This is a genomic window from Mucilaginibacter sp. UR6-1, assembly GCF_020880975.1.
Taxonomy (GTDB): Bacteria; Bacteroidota; Bacteroidia; order Sphingobacteriales; family Sphingobacteriaceae; genus Mucilaginibacter.
In genome coordinates, this window is the sequence record NZ_JAJIWP010000004.1 from 278,065 (window position 1) to 300,831 (window position 22,767).

At 44.9% G+C, this 22,767-nt stretch carries 25 protein-coding genes; 20 read left to right on the forward strand and 5 right to left on the reverse strand.

Annotation, left to right across the window (positions count from 1 at the left end):
• Together LJ707_RS16610 and LJ707_RS16615 are read right to left on the reverse strand one after the other, a co-directional pair.
• Nucleotides 1–2,058, reverse strand: coding sequence for a TonB-dependent receptor domain-containing protein (locus LJ707_RS16610; RefSeq protein ID WP_228953082.1), 2,058 nt, complete (start codon nt 2,056–2,058; stop codon nt 1–3).
• Nucleotides 2,059–2,133: 75 nt separating this feature from the next.
• On the reverse strand, nt 2,134–3,453 hold the full coding sequence (locus LJ707_RS16615; RefSeq protein ID WP_228953083.1) for a sorbosone dehydrogenase family protein: 1,320 nt from the start codon (nt 3,451–3,453) through the stop codon (nt 2,134–2,136).
• A gap of 161 nt (nt 3,454–3,614) precedes the next feature.
• Here LJ707_RS16615 and LJ707_RS16620 point away from each other — a divergent pair, with 161 nt between their 5' ends.
• The 13 genes from LJ707_RS16620 to LJ707_RS16680 all read left to right on the forward strand — a co-directional run bounded on the left by LJ707_RS16620 (nt 3,615) and on the right by LJ707_RS16680 (nt 13,814).
• The gene (locus LJ707_RS16620; RefSeq protein WP_228953084.1) at nt 3,615–5,546 is read left to right on the forward strand and encodes a gliding motility-associated C-terminal domain-containing protein; all 1,932 of its coding nucleotides are present in this window, start codon (nt 3,615–3,617) and stop codon (nt 5,544–5,546) included.
• 48 nt (nt 5,547–5,594) lie between these two features.
• Complete coding sequence (locus tag LJ707_RS16625; protein ID WP_228953086.1) at nt 5,595–5,930, forward strand: tRNA-binding protein; 336 nt, start codon at nt 5,595–5,597, stop codon at nt 5,928–5,930.
• On the forward strand, nt 5,930–6,307 hold the full coding sequence (locus LJ707_RS16630) for an SdpI family protein (RefSeq protein ID WP_228953088.1): 378 nt from the start codon (nt 5,930–5,932) through the stop codon (nt 6,305–6,307). Before LJ707_RS16625 ends, LJ707_RS16630 begins: the two co-directional genes overlap by 1 nt.
• Nucleotides 6,308–6,778, forward strand: coding sequence for a nucleoside deaminase (locus tag LJ707_RS16635; protein ID WP_228953090.1), 471 nt, complete (start codon nt 6,308–6,310; stop codon nt 6,776–6,778).
• Between the two features lie 231 nt (nt 6,779–7,009).
• Nucleotides 7,010–7,621: a superoxide dismutase gene (locus tag LJ707_RS16640; RefSeq protein ID WP_228953092.1), complete on the forward strand. Its 612-nt coding sequence runs from the start codon at nt 7,010–7,012 to the stop codon at nt 7,619–7,621.
• Nucleotides 7,622–7,726: 105 nt separating this feature from the next.
• Nucleotides 7,727–8,359 carry a hypothetical protein gene (locus LJ707_RS16645; protein WP_228953094.1) on the forward strand — a complete coding sequence of 211 codons (633 nt, stop codon included), beginning with the start codon at nt 7,727–7,729 and terminating at the stop codon, nt 8,357–8,359.
• A complete protein-coding gene (locus LJ707_RS16650) occupies nt 8,349–8,660 on the forward strand; it encodes a transcriptional regulator (RefSeq protein WP_228953096.1) in 312 nt (103 codons plus the stop codon). Before LJ707_RS16645 ends, LJ707_RS16650 begins: the two co-directional genes overlap by 11 nt.
• 52 nt (nt 8,661–8,712) lie before the next feature.
• Nucleotides 8,713–10,056 (forward strand): cell envelope integrity protein CreD, encoded by a 1,344-nt coding sequence (gene creD, locus LJ707_RS16655; protein ID WP_228953102.1) that lies wholly within the window; start codon nt 8,713–8,715, stop codon nt 10,054–10,056.
• Between the two features lie 90 nt (nt 10,057–10,146).
• Nucleotides 10,147–10,881, forward strand: coding sequence for a ferritin-like domain-containing protein (locus LJ707_RS16660; RefSeq protein ID WP_228953104.1), 735 nt, complete (start codon nt 10,147–10,149; stop codon nt 10,879–10,881).
• Between the two features lie 91 nt (nt 10,882–10,972).
• On the forward strand, nt 10,973–11,320 hold the full coding sequence (locus LJ707_RS16665) for a hypothetical protein (protein WP_228953106.1): 348 nt from the start codon (nt 10,973–10,975) through the stop codon (nt 11,318–11,320).
• 35 nt (nt 11,321–11,355) lie between these two features.
• Complete coding sequence (gene rlmD / locus LJ707_RS16670) at nt 11,356–12,777, forward strand: 23S rRNA (uracil(1939)-C(5))-methyltransferase RlmD (protein WP_228953108.1); 1,422 nt, start codon at nt 11,356–11,358, stop codon at nt 12,775–12,777.
• 92 nt (nt 12,778–12,869) lie between these two features.
• On the forward strand, nt 12,870–13,262 hold the full coding sequence (locus tag LJ707_RS16675) for a hypothetical protein (RefSeq protein WP_228953110.1): 393 nt from the start codon (nt 12,870–12,872) through the stop codon (nt 13,260–13,262).
• A 42-nt stretch (nt 13,263–13,304) separates the two neighbouring features.
• A complete protein-coding gene (locus LJ707_RS16680) occupies nt 13,305–13,814 on the forward strand; it encodes a phosphoribosyltransferase family protein (protein WP_228953112.1) in 510 nt (169 codons plus the stop codon).
• Nucleotides 13,815–14,056: 242 nt separating this feature from the next.
• On the opposite strand, the gene LJ707_RS16685 is transcribed toward LJ707_RS16680, so the two are convergent.
• Nucleotides 14,057–14,497: a thioredoxin family protein gene (locus LJ707_RS16685; RefSeq protein ID WP_228953114.1), complete on the reverse strand. Its 441-nt coding sequence runs from the start codon at nt 14,495–14,497 to the stop codon at nt 14,057–14,059.
• An 87-nt stretch (nt 14,498–14,584) separates the two neighbouring features.
• The gene (locus LJ707_RS16690; RefSeq protein ID WP_228953116.1) at nt 14,585–16,294 is read right to left on the reverse strand and encodes a DUF6600 domain-containing protein; all 1,710 of its coding nucleotides are present in this window, start codon (nt 16,292–16,294) and stop codon (nt 14,585–14,587) included.
• Nucleotides 16,295–16,462: 168 nt separating this feature from the next.
• On the opposite strand from LJ707_RS16690, the gene LJ707_RS16695 reads away from it, so the two are divergent.
• The 7 genes from LJ707_RS16695 to LJ707_RS16725 all read left to right on the forward strand — a co-directional run bounded on the left by LJ707_RS16695 (nt 16,463) and on the right by LJ707_RS16725 (nt 22,359).
• A complete protein-coding gene (locus LJ707_RS16695) occupies nt 16,463–17,425 on the forward strand; it encodes an isopenicillin N synthase family oxygenase (RefSeq protein WP_228953118.1) in 963 nt (320 codons plus the stop codon).
• 98 nt (nt 17,426–17,523) lie between these two features.
• A complete protein-coding gene (locus LJ707_RS16700; protein WP_228953119.1) occupies nt 17,524–18,144 on the forward strand; it encodes a LysE family translocator in 621 nt (206 codons plus the stop codon).
• Nucleotides 18,145–18,212: 68 nt separating this feature from the next.
• Nucleotides 18,213–18,761 carry a YceI family protein gene (locus tag LJ707_RS16705; protein ID WP_228953120.1) on the forward strand — a complete coding sequence of 183 codons (549 nt, stop codon included), beginning with the start codon at nt 18,213–18,215 and terminating at the stop codon, nt 18,759–18,761.
• A gap of 37 nt (nt 18,762–18,798) precedes the next feature.
• Entirely contained in the window at nt 18,799–19,863 is a 1,065-nt protein-coding gene (locus LJ707_RS16710) for a cell wall metabolism sensor histidine kinase WalK (protein ID WP_228953121.1), read from the forward strand.
• A gap of 47 nt (nt 19,864–19,910) precedes the next feature.
• Nucleotides 19,911–20,561 carry a DUF47 domain-containing protein gene (locus LJ707_RS16715; RefSeq protein WP_228953123.1) on the forward strand — a complete coding sequence of 217 codons (651 nt, stop codon included), beginning with the start codon at nt 19,911–19,913 and terminating at the stop codon, nt 20,559–20,561.
• Nucleotides 20,562–20,583: 22 nt separating this feature from the next.
• Complete coding sequence (locus tag LJ707_RS16720) at nt 20,584–21,594, forward strand: inorganic phosphate transporter (protein WP_228953125.1); 1,011 nt, start codon at nt 20,584–20,586, stop codon at nt 21,592–21,594.
• Nucleotides 21,595–21,624: 30 nt separating this feature from the next.
• Nucleotides 21,625–22,359, forward strand: coding sequence for a DUF4197 domain-containing protein (locus LJ707_RS16725; protein ID WP_228953127.1), 735 nt, complete (start codon nt 21,625–21,627; stop codon nt 22,357–22,359).
• Between the two features lie 15 nt (nt 22,360–22,374).
• Here the strand turns inward: LJ707_RS16725 and LJ707_RS16730 are convergent, their stop codons facing one another.
• Nucleotides 22,375–22,767, reverse strand: coding sequence for a hypothetical protein (locus LJ707_RS16730; protein WP_228953129.1), 393 nt, complete (start codon nt 22,765–22,767; stop codon nt 22,375–22,377).

A 22,767-nucleotide genomic window follows, 5' to 3' on the forward strand; every position in this document is an offset into this window, starting at 1 on the left:
TTACAAAGCAACATTAAGCCCTGCATTATAGTTACGCAGCGGTGCCGGGTTGTAATAGCGGTTGCCTACGGCATTTAAATCGTTCCCTAAGCTGTATTTTTCATTCAGCAGGTTATCGGCAGCGGCAAAAATCTCCAGACGCGTTTTACCAATATAGTGCTGCCAGCTTACACGGGCCTGCAGCAAATGATATTTGGGCGCATAAACGGTATTGCCATCATTAAGCGGTACACGATCAGTAAAATTATGCTGTACAAATAACGATACCGACCGGGGCAGCAGCAACTGCACATTACTCACCACCACATTGCGCGGTATGCCGGTAAGCTGGTTGCCTGAAAAATCGGCACTGGCAGTACTATAACTCCTGAAACTGTATTTGCTGAAGGTATATGAAGTATTGAACTGAACGCCTTTTACAAAACCTGTACCCTTGCGCAGCAGCCAACTGCTAAAATACAGCTCAGCGCCGGGCTGGTTGGTGCCGCCCGCGTTTACATAATATTCGGTTTCGTTATCTAAACGGCGGGGCACAATGGTGTTTTGCATCCTGAAATAAAAGGCCGATACATCCAGGTAGGTACTTTCATCATTATTACGCAGGCGAAAACCGGTTTCATAATTCCAGCCGGTTTGGGCGTTAAGGGTGGTGTTAACTATGTTATTGCTTGGCCTCACCTCCAAATTTGTTGGCGATGAATACCCTCGGCTTACTGATGCCCGCCAGCTAAAATTGTTGGTTATAAGGTATGACAAGGCCAGCCTTGGCATCAGTTGGGCATCAAAATCGCGTTCGCTAAAATTCGCCTCATTAGCCGGGGCGATATTTTTAAAGCGATATTTAAAATAGTTAAGGCTCACCGCCGCCTCTATATTAAACCGCTCAAATAGCGTAGCGGCGTAGCGGGTAAATATAAAGTGTTGATTGCTGTTTAGCCTGTCGGTTGCCTGCACATCGCCACGGGTACCGCCATTGTTGTCATAGTTGGCAATGGTGGAGTTGGTTTGCTGCCACTCCACACCCAGGTCAAGCTTCCAGTCAAAGTCTGGTTTTTTAACCGAGTTTAGCTCAAAGTACGTGCGCAGACCATACGTATCCTCATTTCTGAACTCATAGTTAGTAATAAACGGATTGGCAAAATCAACATGGTTGCCAAACACGGTTGCCACATTTTTCAATCTGTCATTTATCTGCCAGTTATTTACCAAACCACCAAAATACATTTTTTGCCTGATGCCAATGTGCTGCTGCAAGGCACCGGGCAGTGTTGCGGTTGGCAATCGTGCCGACCGCGGATCGGCTTCCAGTTGTGCCTGGTTAAGGCCGCCGGGTGTTTGATAGTTTAAATCTGAATAAAATGCTATTGCCTTCACCTCGTTACCTGCACCGTATTTAAGCCTGCTGGTAGTGTTAACAAAGTGCCGGTACATGTAGCTGTTTTGCCGGTATCCGCCATAGCTTTGGTAAGCCTGGTTAACCGAAAGGCCGTAATTGCCCCATTGCTGCTGTAAACCCGTATTTTCATGAAACAAGCCATACGAGCCCGCATTTATCCCGGCAGAAACAGTGCCTACTGCTGTTTGTGGCGATGTATTTAAAAGCACCACGCCACCCGTGTTGGCACCAAACAGGCTGCCATCCGGCCCTTTCAGTATTTCCATACTGCGAACACTGTTAAAGTCGAGCGCGTTGAGGTAAGTATTGCCCCCGGCATCGGTAAGCGGTATCTCATCATAATAAACCTTAATGTTGCGCACCCCAAACGGCGATCGCAGCAAACTCCCGCGTACTGATAAGCGATAACTGCCCGGCGAGCGCTCTTCAGCCCTAACGCCCGGCACGGTATTAAGTGCCGGTACAAATGATGCTGACGGCTGCAACTGCAATTGCGCCTGGCTTACCACGCCAACTGATGCGGGAGTACTCAACACAGGCTGCTCGCTCAGGTAGCCTTTTACAGTTACTTGTTTGAGCGTTTTGGCGGTATCGGTATTTTGGGCGCGGGCTATGGTTAACCCAAACGTAAGGGTGGTTATAATTATGAAAACTTGCTTCACGGGTATATGGTGTATGTAAACAAAAATAGCCCTTTACGTGGATAAAGGGCTATTTGCCAGGAATTAAATATTCACTTATTTAGCAGCTACGCGCCATATTTTATTTGCGGAGTCATCACTTACCAGCATCGATCCATCCTTTAATACGGCAACATCAACCGGGCGGCCGTATACTTCGCCTTTATCGGCATCAGCAACAAAACCGGTTAAAAAGTCTTTTAACTCACCGGTTGGCTTGCCGTTGTTAAACGGAGCATAAAGTACTTTGTAACCTACCAGTTTTGAGCTGTTCCATGAGCCATGCTGACCGATGAATGCGCCGCCCCGGTACTGCTGCGGAAATTTATTACCCGTATAAAAGGCCAACCCTAATGATGCGGTATGCGGACCCAGAGCCAGGTCAGGCACCAGGGTTTTTTTGACCAGCTCCGGATTTTTTTGTTTAACTGACGGATCTTCATGCGGGCCAAAGTAGGCATAAGGCCAGCCATAAAAACCACCCTCTTGTACGCCCGTCAGGTAATCGGGTACCAGGCCGTCACCCAGTTTGTCGCGCTCATTAACTACGGTATACAGCTTGCCTGTTGTTGGTTCCCAGTCAGTACCTACCGGGTTGCGTAAACCGGCGGCGTAAATGCGTTCACCTGATCCATCCGGATTTATCTCTAAAATATTGGCACGGCGTATCTCGTTATTTATTCCATGTTCGGCCACGTTACTGCCCGAGCCTACTGATATGAATATCTTTTTACCATCCTTACCCGCTATCAGGTTACGTGTCCAGTGGTTATTGTAGCCACCCGCCGGCAGGTCGAGTATCTTGGTTCCTTTGCCAGTAATTTCGGTTTGGCCGGTTTTATACGGATACCGCCATAAGCCATCAGTATTGGCAACATAAAACCAATTGCCCAATACCAGTATACCGTAAGGCTGATTTAGCTTCCCTAAAAATATGGTACGCAGATCATACTTGCCATCGCCATTGGTATCCCTGAACAAGATAACATCATTAGCGCTTTTGCCCAGGTTTTGTGATTTATCACGACCGCTTACCAAATCCTCAGCTTTCTTTTTGGTGGTGTTTGATTCGGTATTGGCTTCAGATACAAATATGTCGCCATTGGGTGCTACATAAATATTACGCGGGTTGCGCAGGCTATCAGCAAAAAGGCTTACCTCAAAACCCTCGGGGGCAACCGGCATTTTGCCCTTTGGCCAGCCTAACACTTTACTGAATTTGGTGGTTGATTTTGTTGCATACGGCGCAGGCAGATCAACCTGCTGGCTGCTTTTATTGGTTACCGTATCGGCATCATTGTGGTTGGCTTTTTTACCGCCACAGCCTGCGGCAAATATGCCTAATGCCAAAACACAGGCTGAATATTTATTTTTCATAGGTAGATGTATTTTGCAAACGATTATTTAACTACTATGAAAAATATTTGTTTGCACAGTAAACGGTATTGTTACAAACACCGCGGGTGGCATTGTTTTGCATATTGCCCATAATGTATTACCTTGATCTGCAATAAAAACCAATATAATTATCTGTTTTAATGCGCCGTTTGCTTCAGGGGTTTATGTATTACTGTTTGCTGATGCTGGTTGCCGGGCATACATCAGCGCAAACCTGTACAGGCAGCTTTGGCGACCCGGTTGTGTCCGAAAGTTTTGATAACCCCGGGCCATTACCTAACGGGCAAGCACAAAACCTTAGATATGTTTCAGGTCAATGCCCTGAAAATGGTGAATACACTATCGTCACATCTTTCCCTAATAGTTGCCACCCTGATACCTGGCACAGTGTATTTACTGACCATACCGGGAACGGCGGCAATATGATGGTTATCAATGCATCGCAGGTTAAAAGCCAGTTTTTTGAGAAGCGGGTAAGCGGCCTTTGCGGTAATACGGTTTACCGGTTTTCAATTTATGTGCTCGACCTGATGCGGAAAGAAAATACAGATCCGGGAGTTATACACCCGGCACTTCGTTTTGTTATAGAAGATGGCAATGGAAACATACTAACGGAGGACACAAAAAACATAGAGCCCACTTACAATGCTGAATTTCAACCCTACGGTATTGATTTCGCTACTACACTTAACACTGATGAAATTGTATTAAAGATTTTTAACGATGCCGATGGCGGCTATGGTAACGACCTGATTATTGATGACATTACCTTTCGCGCGTGCGGACCACAGGTTGATAACAGGCTGGATGGCAGCGAACAGGATTTTACGCCGGAATGCGCAAGCAGCGGCAACCGCAATTTCATGTTTGAAACCACACCACAGCCAGGCTATGTTTATCAGTGGCAAAAAATTATTAACGGCGATTGGCAGGATATTACCGGTGCCACATTAGTAAAATATACCGCCAATGTAGATCTGTCTGTTGGTGCAATACATCAGTACAGGGTAGCCGCAGCCAAGTTGGGCAACATCGCGTCAGAAAACTGCCGCGTGTATTCGTTGCCGCACAGCATTACCATTTATGCAAAACCTGTACTGGCTCCCATAAATAGTGTTACCATTTGCCGCGGCGATAACGCTCAGGTTACGCTTTCAGGTGGGGCTAAATATTTTATAGAAGGGTCTGACGGTTTCCGACTGGAAACAACGAGTTCGCAGTATACTTTTCAACCGGCGGATCTGCACGATGGCACCACAACCTATACGGCTTACACACTATCTGCCGAAAATTGCCGCAGTGATAACATTACATTCAGCATAACAGTTAAACCACCTTTTACAGCTACAGCAACGGCAGATAAATTAACCATATGCCATGGCGAATCTGTACAGATCAGCACAACAACAAATATAGCGGATAGTTACACCTACACCTGGTTGCCTGCGGAAGGGTTAAGCCAAACAGATATTGCCAATCCGGTTGCCACGCCAGCCCGGTCAACCACCTATACCGTTGTAGTAAGTAATGGCGCATGCTCATATACACAATCGGTACCAATAACTATTATTGAGCCACCGGCTGTAACCCTTGTACAAAGGCGTGAAATGTTTGAGGATAACCCGATAAAGCTTGATCCTGTTTATTCAGGTGACATTACAACCTACCGCTGGTCGCCGGAGGAGGGGCTTGATGACCCTACAAAGCCTAATCCGCTTGTATCGCCTGAAAAAGATACAGAATACACCGTAACCCTTACCGGTCCCTGCGGTGTAAAAACGGCAAGCGTGTTTGTTCGGGTATATCAAAAAATAACTATCCCTAACACGTTTACGCCTAATGGCGATGGTATTAATGATGTATGGAATATTGAAGACCTGGTAACCTACCCAGCCAGCGAAACCTCAATATTTAACCGTAACGGGCAGCAGGTGTTTCGCAGCATTGGTTATACCTCCCCATGGGATGGCACATTTAACAGCTCGCAACTGCCTGCCGGTACATATTACTACATTATCGACCTGAAAAACAATACGCCAAAGGTTGCCGGGTACATTACGCTATTGCGGTAATATGTAGTTTTAGTATTATAAAAAAGATCCAAACCCTACATTTGCCTTATGGAAACAATATCCTGGAATGATTTTGAAAAGGTAGAACTACGCGCCGGTACTATTTTGGAGGCCCTTGATTACCCCGAGGCACGCAAACCGGCCTATAAGGTTAGGGTTGATTTTGGCGAATTCGGCATCAAATGGTCAAGCGCGCAAATCACCAAACATTACACAAAGGATGAACTGGTGGGCAGGCAAATAGTGGGGGTTACCAATTTCCCGAAAAAGCAGATCGGCAAGTTCATGTCGGAATTTTTAGTGACAGGCTTTGCTGATGAGAACGGCGATATTGTTTTGGCAGCCATTGAAAGGCCCGTACCCAATGGGCATAAACTGATATAATGATGGAGTTACAGCATTGGATAATAGGGCCGCAACTGATAGGTGTAATATTTATTATTACGGGTTTTATTCAGAAGCGTTTTCCGCCCCGCAAAATAAACGCCTTTTATGGCTACCGCATGCCCAGCGCCATGAAAAGCCAGCAAACCTGGGATGAGGCTAACCGGTATGCCGCCCGGTACATGATGCGCTCAGGGGTTATGCTTACAATAGGCGGGGTTATGATCACCGCTTTTTTAGGGCTATTAAATTTGGATGAAGATACCTATATGATGATAAACGCTATGTTGCTTATACCATCGGCCATAGGGTCCTGCGTTATGCTTGTGGTATCTACCGAAAAACACCTTTCACGCACATTTGATAATAATATATAAATGCGATACATCAGCTTTGAGGGCGAACCAACCATATCTCCCGACGATTTTTTTATGAACGAGGCCCTCAATGAAGCCAAACAGGCACTTGCCGAGGACGAGATACCCATTGGTGCCATTGTGGTGTGCAAAGGCAAAATTATCGGCCGGGGCCATAACCTTACCGAGCGCCTTAATGATGTATCGGCACATGCCGAAATGCAGGCGCTTACCGCCGCGGCCAACTATATGGGCGGTAAATATTTAAAGGATTGTACATTGTATGTTACCCTTGAGCCATGCGTAATGTGCGCAGGTGCATCATACTGGTTCCAGGTAGCGCGCATAGTATTTGGCGCTTATGATCAGCGTATGGGTTTCGGTAGGCTCAACCAAAAAATAACCCACCCAAAAACGGAGATTACCGGCGGTATCCGCGAAAATGAATGCGCCGAACTGGTGAGGAATTTTTTTAAAGGGAAAAGGTCTTGAAGCTGAATTGTATTGAACCTGAGTTTGCAGAATTCAGGAATTATAGAATAATAACAGCATACCGGCTATTTTTAATTCTGACCATTATAAAATTCAGTAAATTCTGATTCAAGTAATATTTTGTAAACTCTTATCCAGACTAACAAATGACATTTATTTTAGAACAATTTAACAGTTGGGAACTTATATTTGCTAACACAACTAAGTTTTAAACTTTAAAATACAAATATCATGGCTTTTACACTACCTGCGTTACCATACGCACCCGAAGCATTAGAACCGCACATTGATAAAGCTACTATGGAAATTCACCATGGCAAGCATCACCAGGCTTATGTTACCAACCTTAACAAAGCTTTGGAAGGCAAACCTGAAGCTGACGGCAGTATTGAGGACATTGTTACCAATATATCAAAATACCCTGCCGCGGTACGCAACAATGGCGGTGGCCACTACAACCACTCCCTGTTCTGGACTTTGTTAGCGCCTAACACTGGCGGTGCGCCAACAGGAGCTTTGGCCGAGGCTATCAACAGCACTTTTGGTTCATTTGATGAATTAAAAACTAAACTTTCTGAAGCTGGTGCCACCCGTTTTGGTTCAGGCTGGGCCTGGTTAATTGTTACTGCCGATAAAAAACTGGCCGTAACTTCAACCCCTAACCAGGATAACCCATTAATGGATATTGCCGAAGTAAAAGGTACACCTGTATTAGGTATTGATGTTTGGGAACACGCGTATTACCTGAAATACCAAAACCGTCGCCCTGATTATTTAGCGGCTATATGGAACGTGATTAACTGGGAAAAAGTAGCTGAGCTTTATACCAAAGCTATTGCTTAAATTTATTGTAAAATGTACAAGCCCCTTAACAGGGGCTTTTTTTTTGAAAAATATGTTGCCGATATGATAATTATTCATTTACTTTGAAAATAAAAGTACTTTCCAGTGAAAGAAAAGGAATTGCACGATGAACTAACCTCCATACGGAGTTTGATGGAGCGCTCATCAAAATTTATATCGCTAAGCGGCCTGTCGGGTATAATGGCGGGGGTGTATGCTTTGATAGGAGCATACTTTGCCTATCAGATAGTTTATACAGATACAGGCTTATTTTACACCCGGGATTATGTTATAGCTAATATCGATAACAATCAGGGGGTGTTATATACGCTTATGCTTATTGCAGCCGCTGTTTTAATATCATCTCTTACCACAGGAGCTATTTTAACCAAGCGTAAAGCCAAGCGCAAAGGCCAGCAAGCATGGGGCAAAACCAGCCGTAGCCTACTGGTTCACTTAGCTATACCTTTAGTTACTGGCGGCATACTATGTGTAATATTTATAACACGCGGATATTTGGGTATTGTAGCCCCTGCAACACTAATTTTTTATGGCCTGGCCTTAGTTAGCGCAAGTAATTATACTTTTGGCGATGTTAAATACCTGGGTATGCTGGAGATTGCCCTGGGTTTAATTGCCGCCCTGATGCCGGGTTACGGTTTATTGTTTTGGGCGGTAGGTTTTGGGGTGCTGCATATTATTTACGGCAGCATAATGTATTTTAAGTATGACGGGTAATAATCCTTTCGAAAAACTTGACAAGGCTTTTGAGAACCGCGTAAGGCTACAGATTATGAGCGTATTGATGGCTAACGAACGTTATGACTTCAACTCGCTTAAAGAGCTGCTGGGCATTACGGACGGTAACCTGGCATCGCACCTTAAAGCTTTAGAGAAAGATGAGTACATATTAGTAAACAAAACCTTTGTTGGCCGTAAACCCAATACCAATTATGAAGCTACAAAAAAAGGTAAACAGGCTTTTGAACAGCATTTAAACGCGCTTGAGCAATTAATTAAGCTGCAAAAGGGAATATAAATTTTTTTATCTATTTACTTTGAAATAAAAAGTACTTTTAATATACAATATCATGAACCCAGACAATCAATCACCAATTACCATGTGGCAACGATTTTCAAGCACCATTAAGGCCGTCATAATAGGCGCACTTATTTTAGTGTTGCTCATTCCGTCACTATTGGTACAAGATCTTATTAACGAACGCCAAAACCGCAACAATGAGGTATTAGACGAAATATCAAGCCAGTGGTCGGGCAGCCAGTTAATCAACGGACCTGTTTTAGTAATACCTTATCGATCTTACGAAAAGTATGTGGATACCTCAAAACAGGTGAACGTACGCGAAACAATTGGTAAGCTATACATCCTGCCTGAAAATTTGAACTATAAGGCTGACACAAAATCCCGAAAACTGCACCGCGGTATATTTTATGCCGCAGTGTATGATGCTGATGTATATGTTAGCGGTGATTTTGGTAAAATAGATCTCACCGGAATGCAGATTGCATCCACACAGCTTTTACCAGAACGTGCTTACTTATTATTTGGCCTTAGTGATACTAAAGGTTTGAAAGCTTTACCCAACATTAGCTTGAATGGCAACACTACAATAGCCAAACCTGCCTTTAACGACACTTTGTTTGAGAACAACATGCAGGCCGGTATTAATGCGACTGAGCTTTTACAAAAACCGGGCAAGTTTAATTACACCCTGCAAATAAAGGGCAGTAATGAGCTTCGTTTTCTACCATTGGGCAAATCAACTACAGCTCAAATAACCGGTAACTGGAGCTCGCCATCATTTGATGGCTTCGTAGTTCCGGATCAGCGTAAGGTTGATACCAGTGGATTTACCAGCAAATGGCATACGCTAAACCTGGGGCAAACCTTTCCGCAGCAATGGGTGAATACTGATAATTTGTTCGCTAACGAGCAAAAAGTAAACGAGGCTGCTTTTGGTGTAAAGCTGCTTATCCCGGTTGATGATTATCAAAAAACCATGCGCAGCAGCAAGTATGCTATACTCATTATCTTGTTAACATTTGTAGCATTATTTCTTACCGAAATTATTACCCGCACGCCTATCCACACCTTTAACTATCTGCTGGTGGGTGCGGCTATGGTGGTGTTTTACATATTACTGCTATCATTTGCCGAGCAAGTGGGCTTTAATATTTCGTACGCTATAGCGGCAGCGGCAACCGTCGGGCTAATCTCTTGGTTTATTGCATCATTGCTAAAAAACAGAAAGGTAGCCGGTTTACTCACCTTTATACTCAGTGTATTTTATTTATTCGTTTTTGTGATCATTCAGCTCGAGGATCTGGCCTTGCTGGTAGGTAGCGTTACGCTCTTCATCATCATCGCTGTACTCATGTACTTCTCGCGTAAAATAAACTGGGATAACCAGTAATCATATTTCAACCTAACCTTATCACCCGCCCGGCGGCAAATGGTCGCCGGGCTTTACAAACCGAACCATTCATCCTTATAAAACATTAACATGCACACAAGTAATTACTGGGTCGCGCATTTCAGGGCTAATGCCGGCCAGCACCGCATCAATTGGGAACAATCGCCATTAATAAGTATTGACGAGATCAGTCGCATACTACCTTCGTTACAGGCCTGGCAACTTGGCGAAACATCCGAAGGTAAGCAACTCATTGCCGCCGCTACCCGCTATGCGGCCAAAACCAAAGATCCGGCTTACCTGGAAGCCATAAAGCTTTTTATCAAAGAGGAACAAAAGCATGGCAACAACCTGGGTAAATATCTTGATGTACTCGATCTGCCACGAATTAAACGTAACTGGGGCGATTCGCTTTTCCGTTTTGCAAGGCACCTCAATACCAGCATGGAGATGTGGACCCTGGCCGTTATTACGGTTGAAAGTACCGCGCAGGTATTTTACCAGGCACTAAAGAATGCCACCAACTGCCCGCTGCTGAAAGAAATATGCACCGATATACTGATTGACGAAGCCTACCACATCACCTTTCAAACCGAGCGCATGGATATGATATTTGCCAACAAATCATCCTTTTCAAAAGCATGGCGTGGTATGGCTTACAAAATATTTTATTACGCCACCATCCTCACGGTTTGGATGGCACACCGCAGGTTATTTAACGCGGGCGGCGTAGGCTTTATGGCTTACTTTAAAAAAATGCGGTACAAGTACGCCAAAACCATCAAGAGCATTACTCATCCATCAGGCTTTATACAATTCGCTTAACATCATCATGTATTACAGTTTAAAATATACCTCGCAAGTTTGGTTAACCGGGGCGCTGCTCTCACCAATATTTATATTATTATTTAACATCATGCCTTCAGAAGGTGCATCCGATTTTGTATTTGTTTACCTGATGGGAGCCCTCGCCGGGCTGTTATGGTCAATTCCAAGCTTCCTGGTTTTACTGGTTTGCACTGCCATCCTCTCTCATTACAAAATACGCAGCGTAGTTGCAAAATCGTGGCTTACAATTGCCGGCATTGCATTAACATGCCTTCCATTTTATATTATTGAACCTAACAAACCCATAGTTGAGGATGAATTGTTCAGCAGTATCATTTTAATTTATGCGGCTGTAATTTCAGCATCTATCTGGCTGTTTCGCTTCACTATTAGTGGCAGTTTATATATTCAAACCGTGCCCGAGTGTGATTTGTAGCTCATTTTAAATAATTGGCTTAACTTTGCAGCCTGATGAGCAGAGGTGCAAAAAAAAGTAAGTTCTTCGAGAACGTAGCTATAATTGATATTGCCGAGGAAGGCAAAGGCGTAGGCAAGGCCGATGATTTTGTGTTGTTTGTTGATAAGGCCATCCCCGGCGATGTGGCCGACGTGACGGTTTTTAAAAGCAAAAAGAATTTTGGCGAAGGCCGTTTAACTGAACTTAAAAAGGCATCGGAACACCGTGTAAAGGCCTTTTGTGAGCACTTTGGCACCTGCGGCGGCTGCAAATGGCAACACATGACGTATGATGCACAGCTTACCTTTAAGCAAAAATCAGTATCCGATGCCATTAACCGCCTGGCTAAGTTAGATGCCAGCGGCATTATGCCCATTGTAGCCTCACCGGCTGATAAATATTATCGTAACAAGCTGGAGTTCACGTTTTCCAATAAACGCTGGCTGTATGATGGCGAGAACCGCGACGATCAGCAGTTGGATATGAACGCTCTGGGTTTCCATATCCCCGGCAGGTTTGATAAGATACTGGATGTGGAACATTGCTACCTGCAGGCCGAACCCTCAAACGCGTTGCGTAATAGCATTCGCGATTTTGTGAAGCAGCACGGCTACTCGTTCTACGATCTGAAACAGCATACCGGCGCATTGCGTAACCTCATCATCCGCACCTCATCAACAGGCGAGGTTATGGTGGTAATGGTGTTTGCCTATGCTACCGATGATGAAGTACAAAAACTGATGGGTTTTATTGAGGCTGAATTCCCGCAGATCACCTCATTACTGTATATCATCAACCATAAAAAAAACGATACTATTTTTGATCAGGACGTTGTCGCCTTTAAAGGCCCTGAATATATTTACGAAGAGATGCCATCGCCAAACGGGGTAATTAAATTCCGCATCGGGCCAAAATCATTCTACCAAACCAACTCCATACAGGCCTTAAAACTGTACGAGATAACCCGTGACTTTGCCGGATTTAAGGGCGATGAACTGGTGTATGACCTTTACACCGGCGCAGGTACCATTGCCAACTTTGTGGCAGGCCATGTGCGCGAAGTGGTGGGGGTAGAATACGTACCATCGGCTATTGAGGATGCCAAAATCAACTCACAGATCAACAACATCAGCAACACCAAGTTTTACGCGGGCGACATGAAGGATGTGCTTTCGGCTGAATTTGTGGCAGAGCATGGTAAACCGGAAGTAATAATAACCGATCCGCCGCGCGCGGGCATGCACCCGGATGTAGTGGCCCGCCTGATGGACATTGAAGCGCCAAAAATTGTTTATGTAAGCTGCAACGCCGCCACCCAGGCCCGCGATCTGGTGGTACTCAAAGAAAAATATGACCTGGTAAAAATTCAACCGGTTGATATGTTCCCGCACACCCAGCACGTGGAGAATGTGGTGTTATTGAGATTGAGAGATTAGTAGTTAGTGATTAGAGAACATAGGTTAGTAATCAGTAATTAAAATCCAAACCTTAGAATTTAGTATTTAGATTTTATAATTTCAGAAGATACATGAACCCCGAAGAATTGTTAAACGAGGGCGGTGGTGAAAAAAAGAAAAAGAGCCCGCTGTTAAGCCTTGAGGTTGATCTTAAATTCTTTAGCGAATCAATACGTGAGATAGCCGTTGAAATTATGGTTGAAGGCCTTTCGGCATACCCTATTTTTATTGCCCACCAGCACGATGTAAAGCTTGGTGAGGTGATTCTTGACCGCAATGAGCTTAACTCGGAGTGGACCATTAACGCCTCGACCCTTGAAGAGTTTATTGAAAAAGGCGTAATAAAAAAGGAGCTTAAACAACGCTTTATTGACAGCTATAAAAGCGCGCACGATTTTATGTGCGTTTTTGCCATAGTGCCCGAGGGTGCTAATTTTGTATTCTTTCCGTATGGTAAGGAGTAAACGTATATCTTAGTGCTATAATTCAATAAAAACGCTGCCGCCATGCCCGACAAAAAATTGCTGATATTAAACAGCCAGCAGATACAGCAAAAAATTGACAGAATTGCCTACCAGATACTGGAAGATAATTTTGATGAACAAGAGATCATGATTGCGGGCATACTGCCCCGCGGCAACATTATAGCCCAACGCATAAAGACCATACTGGACGACAAGGCACCGTTTAAAAGCCGCCTGCTTACCATCAACATTGATAAACAAAGCAGTACCCTTAAAGCTACTACTGATTTTGAGGTTGAAGAATGCCGCGATAAGGTGATCATTTTAGTTGATGATGTGCTTAATAGCGGCAAAACATTAGCTTACGGCCTTGGAGTATTTTTAAATGTGCCTTTAAAGAAAATACGTAGCGTAATTTTAATTGATCGCAATCATAAAAGCTTCCCGGTAACTACCGATTTTTCTGGCATTGCCCTTTCAACTGTTATAAAAGAACATGTTGATGTGCAATTAAATGAAACAAATGAGGCTGATGCGGTGTATTTAATATAATCAGTTAACAATTGCGTAAGCCACAATTCCCGCCCGGGGAAATTGCGCCCCATTTATTGGGGTAAAAATTACACGTTAAAACTTCCTTTCCACGAAAATGTACTTAATTATAGGTTGAAATAAGTTCAACGCGCCTTGGCACTACTTTTGGATATGTATTAATACCCTTCTCAGAGGGTTTGTTTTTCATAGGTAGATGTAAGGCCGAAATACTGCGAGAGTGTTATCGGCCTTTTTTATTTTTAACGGGCTACTAAAGCCTGTTTACCAAACCTCAGCAAATCATCAGCCTGTATAAAACCAACGGTATGTGTTACCCTTTTGCCTTTTGAATTGAAGATAATAAGGGTTGGATAACCCTCAAGCGCCCATTGCGATGCAAGCTCCGGCCCCTGGCCTTTTTCCATATCCATTGCCACGTTGATGAAGTTCTTATTATAAAAATCAGCAACTTCCTTATTTTTAAATGTGGTGCGTTTTAGCATTTTACATGGGCCGCACCATACGGCGTAAGCATCTACAAAAATGTACTTATTTTCTTTAGCGGCCTTTTTCAGCGCCTCGTTCCACGAGTTTTCCATAAAGCTGATGCCTGCGCCCTCATCGGCAGTTCTTTTATTTTGCGCACTGGCAGCAAAACTAAAAGTGCAAAGCATCAGCACTATCAGTATGTTATGTTTCATAGTAGTGATCATGGTATCAAAAGTAAGGACAATTACTTTACGCAATTGTCCTTACCATCTAATTTTAAGATAACGATTTTGTTATAATTAACCACGACCCGGGCGACTGCCGCGGCTGCTGCGCTGCTGTTCGCTTTGTTGTTGCCGTTGCTGCTCCTGCTGTTGCCTTTGCTGATCGCGTTGTTGGCGCTGTTGCTCCTGTTGTTGCTGGCGGGCTTGTTCCTGCTGCTGGCGCTGTTGTTCCTGTTGTTGCTGACGGGCCTGATCACGCTGCTGGCGCTGTTGTTCCTGCTGTTGCTGGCGGGCCTGATCACGCTGCTGGCGTTGCTGCTCCTGCTGTTGCTGGCGGGCCTGATCACGCTGCTGACGTTGCTGCTCCTGCTGTTGCTGGCGGGCCTGATCACGCTGCTGGCGTTGCTGCTCCTGCTGCTGCTGACGTTGCTGCTCCTGCTGCTGACGTTGCTGCTCCTGCTGCTGTTGGCGGCCCTGGTCGGCTTGCTGACGGCGCTGTTCTGCTTGTTGCTGTCTTTGCTGGTCGCGCTGCTGCCTCACTTGCTCACGCTGTTGCTGCCTTTGCTGGTCGGCTTGCGGCCGGGCTTGATCAACCTGTTGTTGTTGCTGCTGCTGACCGCGTTGTTGCTCCGCACGCTGGCGGCGCTGCTCAAGCTGTTGTTCACGCTGCTGGTTACGGTCATTGTTTTGTACCGCTTCATCACGCTGCGGGCGTTGCACCCGGCGGGTGTCATCATTACCATCACGGGTACCCAGTTGCTGATCGCGACGGCTCACACCACCGCGGTTACTTACATTATCGGCAGCAGTATTATTGCTGTTATTTGCACGGTCTCGCACCTGATCGTTACGGCGTGAGGCACGGCTTTCGGGCCTGTCATTATTTACCCTGACTACTTTGCTGTCGGGGTTTTCGGCACGCACCGCTCTTGCCAAACGCTCGGCATTACCACGGTTTACACCTGATGCCCTGTCGGCAATGCGCTGGTTAGGGTTTTCACGCTGATAAGCCGCGCCATCAATAACCCGTGCAGGCCTTGCATTATCAGCCCTGCGAACGGCCGGGCGATAGATATTAACACTGTTATCGCGCACACCACCGCGATCAGGACGACGCGCGTTGTTAATATTGTATACCCTTACAGGCCTGCCGGTAACACGCTCAACGTCAGTAACTCTTGGGCCACTATAATACCTGCGGTTGTTATATACATAGGTATTGTTTATATAAGTTGTACGGTTAATAATAGTTACCCTGCGGTTGTAAGGCACATAGTAATTGTAAATATTAGGGCTGGTTATATACGCTTCAGGGGCGCATACCCAGTAGTTATCAGGTATATTATAGTTACCGAATGATACGTTAATGTTTAAACCCGGAGATAACGGTGCCCAGCCATAATAACCACCACCCTGGCGCCATGCTACCCAAGCGGGTGCCCATTCGTAACCGGGTATCCATACCCAGCCGTAGTAATTATCAAAACGCCAGCGGCCGTAGTGAAATGGTGCCCAGCCCCATTCATAGTCTGACACCCAGGTGTTGCCATACGAGGTCATGGCCCAGTAACCGCGGGTAGCGTAAGGCTGAAAGCCTTCCTCAACATCGGGCACCCAAACATTACCATAATCAGGGTCGTACACCCAGGTTCCGTAAGGATCGAGTTCATCGTAAAACTCCTGGTCGGTAACGTAACCCTGAGCGTAGCTTTTAGTAGGTGAGGCGAATGCTAAAACCAGCATCATCATGATACCCAGGCCCCATATTTTGTTCAAGATCTTCATAACTTTATAATTGACAATGGCTAACTGCCGTTTGTATTGTTATTGACAAGGCAAATCACAAAACGTTTAAACGGTTACAACTAATTATAAACATGCCACTGTTTTAAGCGGCCGGATCGTAATTTTGCAAATTAACACATCATCCAATAATAAAAACCATCAGCAAACATGAGCACAGTAAATATACCAAGGCTTGACCTGAATGATTATGTAAACGGCAATGCCGAACAACGCAAAAAATTTTCGGATGATATTGGCAGCGCCTTTAACGAAACCGGCTTTGTTACCATAACTAACCATGGCCTCAGCAAGCAGCTTATTGAGCAACTGTATGAGCAGGTTAAGGCACTGTTTGCCAAGCCCGATGAAGTAAAAGCCAAATACGAGATACCCGGCCTCGCAGGTCAGCGTGGTTATACGGGTAAGGAGAAAGAAACCGCCAAAGGCTTTACCAAACCCGACCTGAAGGAATTTTGGCAGATAGGACAAACCGTTGAGGATAACGACCCGGTGAAAGATATTTACCCGGATAACGTACAGGTGGAGGAATTGCCTGAGTTTAATACGGTAACCCTGGAGATCTATAAAAAGCTCGAAGCTATTGGCAAGCAACTGCTGCGCGCCATAGCGATATACCTTAATTTGCCGGAGAATTACTTTGATGACAAGGTACACAACGGCAACAGCATATTGCGCACGCTGCACTACTTCCCCATTGCTGACCCGGATGCCATACCTGATGATGCCGTACGTGCCGGAGCGCATGAGGATATTAACCTGATCACGCTTTTAATTGGCGCAAGTGCCGACGGGCTGGAAGTGCTTACCCGCGAAGGTAGCTGGTACCCGGTAAAGGCGCATGGCGAAGATTTGGTAGTTAACGTTGGCGATATGCTGCAAAGGCTCACCAACAACAAACTAAAATCAACCACGCACCGGGTGGTTAACCCGCCGCGCGAACTGATGAAAACCTCGAGGTTTTCGGTGCCCTTCTTTTTGCATCCAAAATCAGACATGGACCTGACCAGTCTTGAATCGTGCATTGATGCGGAACATCCAAAATTGTATGATGATATTACCGCGGGCGAGTACCTGGATGAACGATTGAGAGAGATCGGGTTAAAGAAGTAAGCCAAAACGCACATCCCATCTTTATGATGAGGCATATAACAAACATTAGGTCGGGATTATTATCTTCGCCGTTATTTTAAGCAAACTAACGGGGACAAATGATATTCCTGACCTTTTTTATCGGGCTGATAGCCAACTTTATCGGTTACATTCCGCCCGGTAATATCAACCTTACCTTAGTACAAATCACCATTTACCGTGGCATGAAGCATGCCATACAATTTATCACGGCGTTTTCGGTAATTGAATTCTTTTTCACCTTTATTATTATGCACGGGGCCAAATGGCTTTCGGAGCAGGCGAATTTAGATACAGTGATTGATTGGGTAATGGTTGTGCTTTTCGGCACACTGGGTATTTTCACCTGGATCGGCCGCAACAATCCGCCAAAAACTAAATACTCCAACACGGCCAGTATCAGGTACGGTATTATGCTGGGCTTTTTAAACCCCATGCAAATCCCTTTCTGGATGGTTACCGGCACCTACGTTATCTCGCACGATTGGATACTGGATGGCAACTTCGCACTGGTCATTTTCAGCATCGGCTCGGCATTAGGGTCATTTTTATGCCTGTACATATATGCACGGTTCGCGCAGTATATACAAAGTAAGTTCGCGCTCAGCACAAAGGTAATCAACATCAGTATTGCAGGGCTTTTCCTGGCTTTCGCACTATATCATATCGGCAAGCAGTTGTATATCATATTTATTAAATAACCATCTTTTTACATAAGCCTTTGTATTACTGTGCAACTTATTGCCGTTATTAGCACCAAACAAACAGCATGAAACTCAATTACGCCCATATATTCAAAACCCTCTTTATACTATTACTGGTAACCTTTACGGGTAGTACCGTTTTAGCCCAAACCGCCATAAGCCGCGCGGCGGTTACGTACGAGGTAAAAAACCTGGGCATTAACACTACCGGTAAGTTTACCGGCGTAAAGGCCGGCATCAGCTTTAACCCGGCACAACCGGCAAGCGGCAGCATTGAGGCCGCGGTTGATGTAAATACCGTAAACTCTGATAATGATACCCGCGACGAGCACCTGAAGGGCGCTAAGTTTTTCGATGCGGCTAAGTATCCAACCATCAACATAAAATCAACCTCCATACAAAAAAAGGGTAGCGGCTACCTGGGCAAATTCAACCTTACTATAAAAGGCAACACCAAACCTGTTGATATCCCTTTTACTTATACGGCCACCGGCGATAAGGCCCAGTACAAAGGCAGCTTTAAAATAAACCGTAAAGATTTTAATGTAGGCGGCAGCAGCATGACCCTGGCCGACGAGGTAACCATCAATATTGATATTGAAACCGCTAAATAAGTAGTTTACAGGTTACTAAAAACCGTAACTTTAAGGCATGAAATTACGTGTTCTGGTTTTTATAAACGCCTTTGCCGTGGCGGTAACCTTATCAATCGCTAACTATTATTTTCAGCAAAGCCTGCATGCGGTACTGGTAACCTTTTCGGCTACCTTTATTATCAGCTACATTATTTTTTATTATTTGATAGAGAAATACATCTATTCAAAAATAAAACTCATTTACAAACAGATACATAACCTTAAACTGGGCCGCGACCTGCGCGATGCCCTGGGCGAACACGTATCGGCCGACCCGATAAGCGATGTGCAGGAGGAAGTAAAAGAGTGGGCCAACCAAAAAAAGGGTGAAATAGAAGTACTGCGCGCGCAGGAAAAATTCAGGCGCGAGTTTTTGTCGAACATATCGCATGAGTTTAAAACCCCGTTATTTGCCATACAGGGTTACATTGATGCCATTGAGGATGATGACTTTGAGGATAAGGATATGGCCAGAGAGTTTTTGCAGAAAGCTGCCCGAAATGTTGACCGCCTTAGCTACCTAATCAAGGATCTGGATGAGATATCAAAACTTGAAAGCGGCGAAATTGCCATCAATTACAGTAAATTCAAAATAAACGACCTGATAAAGGAAGTACTTGAAAACCTGGAACTAAAAGCCAAAAAGCACCATATAAAGCTGATATTTAAAGAGAAATACGACGAAACCATAACGGTAAACGCCGATAAGCAAAAAATAACCCAGGTGCTTACCAACCTGATTGATAATTCGCTTAAATATGGCAAAGAAGGCGGCACAACCGCTGTAAGCCTTTTTGAGCTGCATGACCAGGTGCTGGTTGAAATAACTGATGATGGCATCGGCATTGAAGAAAAATACCTGCCCCGCTTGTTCGAGCGCTTTTTCCGTACGGATAGCAGCCGTTCAAGGGCAATAGGAGGCTCAGGGCTTGGTTTGGCCATTGTTAAGCACATTGTTGAAGCGCACGATCAAACCATAAACGTGCGCAGTACCGAAGGCTTGGGCTCAACATTTGGCTTTACCCTGCAAAAAGCCAAGCAACAATTAAACATAGCAGGCATACCTGTGTTAAAAAGTTAACATTAACTTAACATATGCAAGTTACCTTTGCACAATAATACTCAACGATGTCATTAAACAGTATCTTCCAGTACTTTGTCCCAAAGGATAAAAAAGTTTTCTTCCCATTATTTGAACAAGCATCAAGCAACGTAGTTGCCATGGGCACCGTTTTGGTTGAAGCAGTAAATTCTGCCAACCCCGCTACCCGCGAGGAACTGTTCAAACAAATAGATAAACTTGAAAATAAAGGCGATGAAATAACCCACCAGATATACCTGGAGCTGGGCAAAAACTTCATTACCCCGTTTGACCGTGAGGACATACACTCCCTGGCTACCGCCATTGATGATGTTGCCGATTATATACAAGGCGCCGCCAACCGCATGATGCTGTATAACGTTGATAACATCAACGAGCCGATCAAAAAATTATCTGAGCTTATTTTACAAGCCAGTATTGACCTTGAAAAAGCGGTGAAAGAACTGCGCGACCTTAAAAACGTACGCAATATTGCCGACTCATGCATTCGCATAAACAGTGTTGAAAACCAGGCCGATTATGTATTTGACCGCGCCGTGGCCGACTTGTTTCTGTATGAAAAGGATGCCATTAACCTGATAAAGTACAAAGAGATATACGCAGCGCTTGAAACTGCTACCGATATGTGCGAGGATGCAGCCAACGTAATGGAATCCATCTTAGTTAAAAACGCGTAAGCAATATTTTATATCCCGATACATGGTTACCACCCTGCTTGTAGTTGTAATTTGCCTGGCAATAATATTTGATTTTATAAATGGTTTTCATGATGCCGCAAACTCTATTGCTACCATTGTATCAACCAAGGTATTAACGCCGTTCCAGGCTGTAATATGGGCTGCCGCGTTTAACTTTTTAGCATTCTTTGTAATTAAGGATCATAAGGTTGCCAACACCATTGCCAAAATTGTTATTCAGGATTACGTAACCATAAATGTAATACTGGCAGGCCTGTTAGCAGCCATAACCTGGAACCTCATCACCTGGTGGTTTGGTATACCTTCAAGTTCATCCCACACGCTTATTGGCGGCTTTGCCGGCGCCGGCATGACCAATGCCATATTTATGGGCGACAACGCTTTTCACGCCATTAAATCAAGTTATATTATTGAGATCGCCTCGTACATTGTGCTGGCACCCTTTATCGGTTTAATCATAGCTTATTTTATCACCATCATAATTCTGCACATCTGTAAAAACGCGCGCCCTGCCACTGCCGAAAGGTGGTTCAAGGCCGGTCAGTTAATATCATCGGCATTTTTGAGCTTTGCCCACGGCGGTAATGATGCGCAAAAGGTTATGGGTATCATCTACGTAGCGCTGGTATCATCGCAGGTTATTACTGATGGCTCAACCATGCCCGACTGGATTCCTTTAGCTTGTTACAGCGCTATCGCGCTTGGTACCATGTCCGGCGGGTGGAAGATCGTTAAAACCATGGGTACCAAAATTACCAAGGTTACCCCGGTTGAAGGTGTAGCTGCCGAAACAGCAGGTGCCATCACCCTAACCATTACCGAGCGCCTGGGCATACCGGTTTCAACTACACATACTATTACCGGCTCTATCATCGGTGTAGGCTTAACCAAAAGGGTATCGGCCGTGCGCTGGGGTGTAACCATCAACCTGATGTGGGCCTGGGTTATCACTATCCCTATCTCGGCTTTGCTTGCCGCAGGGGTGTACTCATTAATACGCCTGTTCGCTTAAACTTTTTGCCTGCTTGCAGGTTAAAGCAGTATGAAAAAGGTATTACTTATCATCCCTGCCCTCATAGGCATGTTTATTATATCAGGCTGCGATACGCTTAACCAGGTAGCACAAACCGCCGGGCAAACTATCGGCAATCCATCAGCCTTTGAAATAGCATCGGCACTAAAGCAGGCGCTTGAGCAGGGTACTACCAAAAGCGCTAATGAGTTATCGGCACAAAACGGCTTTTTCGATAACGCGCTTATTAAGCTGGTTTTTCCGCCCGAAGCGCAAAAAGCCGAAAAAACCTTACGCTCCATAGGCTTAAATTCGCTTTGCGATAATGTGATACTTTCATTAAACCGTGCTGCCGAGGATGCCGCTAAAGAAGCTAAACCTATTTTCATAAACTCCATAAAGCAGCTTACCCTGCAAGATGCCACCAATATTTTGTTGGGGGATAAGGATGCGGCTACACAATATTTTAAACGCACCACCATTAACCAGCTTGCCGCAAAGTTTAAGCCGGTGATACAAAACAGCCTGACCAAAGTAGGCGCAACGCGCTATTATGGCGATGCTGTTACAGCCTACAACAAAGTTCCGCTGGTTACAAAAATAAACCCCGATTTGAGCGACTATGTTACTCAAAAAGCTATTGAAGGTTTATTTGTAGAGATAGCCAAAGAGGAGCTGAACATACGCCAAAACCTTTCGGCACGTTCAACTACGCTGATGCAACGGGTATTTGGCTATGCCGATACCAGGAAAGCAAAAGGTTAATCGGGAGTTAGTCCGTTAATTATCAGCCGTGCCAGGGTGGCGAAAGGTAATAAAGGCGAACAGCACAGCCAGCACTACATAAAGCCCTGCCAATACCGCGATTGATGCAGGCATGGTATCATTTGTTAAAACAGCCCTGGTCAGTACAATACTGCCCATTACAAAATGTGTAAAATTACCTATGGCTACAGGGCGGTTGTATATACCGCCAATAATTGCTCCCTTTGCCATCCAGTTAAGCAGGGCGAAGGCATAATACATGGCACCTAACAACTGCAAGCATAACATCTGAGTTTCGGTAGGTGTGCCACCTAAAACTTTTATAATTTCATCTGCAGCAAAGCTTAAAGCAAAGCCCATCGCTGCTAAAAAAACAGCAGCAACCGTCATGATGAGTTTGGTGTTCAT